The following is a 5422-nucleotide window of genomic DNA, read 5'->3' on the forward strand; positions in this document are numbered from 1 at the left end:
GGTTAGTCAGGTTAGTCAATCAAACATTTACGGAGAGTTTGATCCTGGCTCAGGACGAACGCTGGCGGCGTGCTTAACACATGCAAGTCGAACGATGAAAGGAAGCTTGCTTCCTGGATTAGTGGCGAACGGGTGAGTAACACGTGAGCAATCTGCCCTTGACTCTGGGATAAGCGTTGGAAACGACGTCTAATACCGGATACGACCCTCGGAGGCATCTCCTGGGGGTGGAAAGAATTTTGGTCAAGGATGAGCTCGCGGCCTATCAGCTTGTTGGTGAGGTAATGGCTCACCAAGGCGACGACGGGTAGCCGGCCTGAGAGGGTGACCGGCCACACTGGGACTGAGACACGGCCCAGACTCCTACGGGAGGCAGCAGTGGGGAATATTGCACAATGGGCGAAAGCCTGATGCAGCAACGCCGCGTGAGGGACGACGGCCTTCGGGTTGTAAACCTCTTTTAGTAGGGAAGAAGCGAAAGTGACGGTACCTGCAGAAAAAGCACCGGCTAACTACGTGCCAGCAGCCGCGGTAATACGTAGGGTGCAAGCGTTGTCCGGAATTATTGGGCGTAAAGAGCTCGTAGGCGGTTTGTCGCGTCTGCTGTGAAAACCCGAGGCTCAACCTCGGGCCTGCAGTGGGTACGGGCAGACTAGAGTGCGGTAGGGGAGATTGGAATTCCTGGTGTAGCGGTGGAATGCGCAGATATCAGGAGGAACACCGATGGCGAAGGCAGATCTCTGGGCCGTAACTGACGCTGAGGAGCGAAAGCATGGGGAGCGAACAGGATTAGATACCCTGGTAGTCCATGCCGTAAACGTTGGGAACTAGATGTGGGGACCATTCCACGGTCTCCGTGTCGCAGCTAACGCATTAAGTTCCCCGCCTGGGGAGTACGGCCGCAAGGCTAAAACTCAAAGGAATTGACGGGGGCCCGCACAAGCGGCGGAGCATGCGGATTAATTCGATGCAACGCGAAGAACCTTACCAAGACTTGACATATACGAGAACGGGCCAGAAATGGTCAACTCTTTGGACACTCGTAAACAGGTGGTGCATGGTTGTCGTCAGCTCGTGTCGTGAGATGTTGGGTTAAGTCCCGCAACGAGCGCAACCCTCGTCCTATGTTGCCAGCACGTAATGGTGGGAACTCATGGGATACTGCCGGGGTCAACTCGGAGGAAGGTGGGGATGACGTCAAATCATCATGCCCCTTATGTCTTGGGCTTCACGCATGCTACAATGGCCGGTACAAAGGGCTGCAATACCGTAAGGTGGAGCGAATCCCAAAAAGCCGGTCTCAGTTCGGATTGAGGTCTGCAACTCGACCTCATGAAGTCGGAGTCGCTAGTAATCGCAGATCAGCAACGCTGCGGTGAATACGTTCCCGGGCCTTGTACACACCGCCCGTCAAGTCATGAAAGTCGGTAACACCCGAAGCCAGTGGCCTAACCCGCAAGGGGAGGAGCTGTCGAAGGTGGGATCGGTGATTAGGACTAAGTCGTAACAAGGTAGCCGTACCGGAAGGTGCGGCTGGATCACCTCCTTTCTAAGGAGCACGTGCACCTCTCCTCTGTATACAGGGAGATCAAWGGTGCCAGTCATACCAAGACGAATGTTCTTGGATGGCGCTCATGGGTGGAACATTGACATTGATGCAAACAGAACACGGTTGAACTCAGTACGCTCCTTCGGGGGTTGGAACGGTTTGGTCGGGGGAGGTTTGCATGACGCACGCTGTTGGGTCCTGAGGGACCGGAACGACCTTCGGGTCGGACTATTCCTCTGGATCTTCCCCTGATCGCATCAATCGCTTTCAGGTGGGGATACCGCCCGTACTTTGAGAACTACACAGTGGACGCGAGCATCTTAAATTTGAGCCTTCGGGCTTCAAATTACAAAGATCAAACACACAAGCTTTYGAGCTTGTGTATAGATCATTGGTCAATTTCTGTCGCGAATTTATTCGTGACACCAATCGATTCAAACTCATGTGATTTCAAATTTCTAAGAGCAAACGGTGAATGCCTTGGCATGTAGAGCCGAAGAAGGACGTAGTAATCTGCGATAAGCCTCGGGGAGTTGATAAACGAACTGTGATCCGAGGATGTCCGAATGGGGAAACCCCGCCAGGCCCGCAAGGTGACCTGGTGACTCCCGCCTGAATATATAGGGCGGGTAGAGGGAACGTGGGGAAGTGAAACATCTCAGTACCCACAGGAAGAGAAAACAACAGTGATTCCGTTAGTAGTGGCGAGCGAAACCGGATGAGGCTAAACCGATCATGTGTGATAGCCGGCAGGCGTTGCATGGTCGGGGTTGCGGGACTTTTCTGCTGATTCTGCCGAACAGTGAGCGTTACAACGTTGTATAGACGAACAGGATTGAAAGCCTGGTCATAGAGGGTGCGAACCCCGTAGTCGAAATGCAGCAATGGCGCGAAGAGTATCCCAAGTAGCACGGGGCCCGAGAAATCCCGTGTGAATCTGTCAGGACCACCTGATAAGCCTAAATACTCCTACATGACCGATAGTGAACAAGTACCGTGAGGGAAAGGTGAAAAGTACCCCGGGAGGGGAGTGAAATAGTACCTGAAACCGTTTGCTTACAAACCGTTGGAGCAGCCTTGTAGCTGTGACAGCGTGCCTTTTGAAGAATGAGCCTGCGAGTTAGTGATATGTGGCGAGCTTAACCCGAGAGGGGAATGCGTAGCGAAAGCGAGTCTGAATAGGGCGATTCAGTCGCATGTCCTAGACCCGAAGCGAAGTGATCTATCCATGGCCAGGTTGAAGCGACGGTAAGACGTCGTGGAGGACCGAACCCACTTCAGTTGAAAATGGAGGGGATGAGCTGTGGATAGGGGTGAAAGGCCAATCAAACTTCGTGATAGCTGGTTCTCTCCGAAATGCATTTAGGTGCAGCGTTGCGTGTTTCTTGCCGGAGGTAGAGCTACTGGATAGCCGATGGGCCCTAAAAGGTTACTGACGTTAGCCAAACTCCGAATGCCGGTAAGTGAGAGCGCAGCAGTGAGACGGTGGGGGATAAGCTTCATCGTCGAGAGGGAAACAACCCAGACCACCATCTAAGGTCCCAAAGCGCGTGCTAAGTGGGAAAGGATGTGGAGTTGCATAGACAACCAGGAGGTTGGCTTAGAAGCAGCCACCCTTGAAAGAGTGCGTAATAGCTCACTGGTCAAGTGATTCCGCGCCGACAATGTAACGGGGCTCAAGCACGCCACCGAAGTTGTGGCATTGATATTTTTGGTAAGCCGCACACTTGTTGTGTTGGTTCAGCCGTATTGATGGGTAGGAGAGCGTCGTGTGGCCAGCGAAGCGGCGGTGTAAACCAGCCGTGGAGGCTACACGAGTGAGAATGCAGGCATGAGTAGCGAAAGACGGGTGAGAAACCCGTCCTCCGAAAGATCAAGGGTTCCAGGGCCAGGTTAATCCGCCCTGGGTAAGTCGGGACCTAAGGCGAGGCCGACAGGCGTAGTCGATGGACAACGGGTTGATATTCCCGTACTGACGAAAAACCGCCCAAACTAACCCAGTAATGCTAAGTGTCTGAATCCCTKTGACCGATCCCTTCGGGGTGAGGCGTTGGGCCTAGCACACGACCCTATGCTGGTGCGGTTAGCGTATTAACAGGTGTGACGCAGGAAGGTAGCTGAGCCGGGCGATGGTTGTCCCGGTCTAAGGATGTAGGCCGAGAGATAGGCAAATCCGTCTCTCATATAAGGCTGAGACCCGATGGGTAGCCCGTAAGGGCGAAATCAGTGATCCTATGCTGCCAAGAAAAGCATCGACGCGAGGTTTTAGTCACCCGTACCCCAAACCGACTCAGGTGATCAGGTAGAGAATACTAAGGAGATCGAGAGAATCGTGGTTAAGGAACTCGGCAAAATGCCCCCGTAACTTCGGGAGAAGGGGGGCCTGAGGCGTGTAGGAATTTACTTCCGAAGCGTTTGAAGGCCGCAGAGACCAGTGGGAAGCGACTGTTTACTAAAAACACAGGTCCGTGCCAAGTCGCAAGACGATGTATACGGACTGACGCCTGCCCGGTGCTGGAAGGTTAAGAGGAACGGTTAGCCGCAAGGCGAAGCTGAGAATTTAAGCCCCAGTAAACGGCGGTGGTAACTATAACCATCCTAAGGTAGCGAAATTCCTTGTCGGGTAAGTTCCGACCTGCACGAATGGCGTAACGACTTCCCAGCTGTCTCAACCGCGAACTCGGCGAAATTGCACTACGAGTAAAGATGCTCGTTACGCGCAGCAGGACGGAAAGACCCCGTGACCTTTACTACAGCTTGGTATTGGTGTTCGGTGTGGCTTGTGTAGGATAGGTGGGAGACTTTGAAGCTTGGACGCTAGTTCAGGTGGAGTCATCGTTGAAATACCACTCTGGTCATATTGGATATCTAACTTCGAACCGTGATCCGGTTCAGGGACAGTGCCTGGTGGGTAGTTTAACTGGGGCGGTTGCCTCCTAAAAAGTAACGGAGGCGCCCAAAGGTTCCCTCAACCTGGTTGGCAATCAGGTGTCGAGTGTAAGTGCACAAGGGAGCTTGACTGTGAGACTGACAAGTCGAGCAGGGACGAAAGTCGGGACTAGTGATCCGGCAGTGGCTTGTGGAAGCGCTGTCGCTCAACGGATAAAAGGTACCTCGGGGATAACAGGCTGATCTTGCCCAAGAGTCCATATCGACGGCATGGTTTGGCACCTCGATGTCGGCTCGTCGCATCCTGGGGCTGGAGTAGGTCCCAAGGGTTGGGCTGTTCGCCCATTAAAGCGGTACGCGAGCTGGGTTTAGAACGTCGTGAGACAGTTCGGTCCCTATCCGCTGCGCGCGTAGGAAATTTGAGAAGATCTATCCCTAGTACGAGAGGACCGGGATGGACGAACCTCTGGTGTGTCAGTTGTTCCGCCAGGAGCACCGCTGATTAGCTACGTTCGGAACGGATAACCGCTGAAAGCATCTAAGCGGGAAGCCGGCTTCGAGATGAGATTTCCAACCCCTAGGGGGAGAGGCTCGCAGCTAGACTACTGCGTTGATAGGCCGGATGTGGAAGTGAGGACTAAAGACTCATGGAGCTGACCGGTACTAATAAGCCGATAATTTGATAACACTACAGTTTGAATAAGCTGCTACGCGTCCACTATGTGGTTCTCGATGTACGGTCGAGAACAACGCCCTCACGGAGGGCACAAAACAATTGAATAGTGCACCCAGAACGTTTGGGTTCACGGCAATGATTGTTCGAAACGACTTGACGACTCCCTTCACCGGGAGTTCATCACCAGATGTTTCGGCGGCCATAGCGAGAGGGAAACGCCCGGTCACATTCCGAACCCGGAAGCTAAGACTCTCAGCGCCGATGGTACTGCAGGGGGGACCCTGTGGGAGAGTAGGACACCGCCGGAC

Annotated in this window: 3 rRNA genes; all 3 read left to right on the forward strand. The window is 53.6% G+C overall.

The features are described 5' to 3' along the window. Positions 1-26 precede the first annotated feature (26 nt). The 3 genes from AC1DCF_RS19115 (at position 27) to rrf (ending at position 5422) form a co-directional block, all read left to right on the forward strand. Positions 27-1549 (forward strand): 16S ribosomal RNA (locus tag AC1DCF_RS19115). A gap of 448 nt (positions 1550-1997) precedes the next feature. Continuing rightward, positions 1998-5125: ribosomal RNA gene (locus tag AC1DCF_RS19120) — 23S ribosomal RNA — on the forward strand. A gap of 180 nt (positions 5126-5305) precedes the next feature. After that, positions 5306-5422, forward strand: a 5S ribosomal RNA gene (rrf, locus tag AC1DCF_RS19125). Together the 16S, 23S and 5S rRNA genes form the textbook arrangement of a ribosomal RNA operon.

The sequence above is a fragment of the Leifsonia sp. 10L418 genome, from assembly GCF_056395445.1.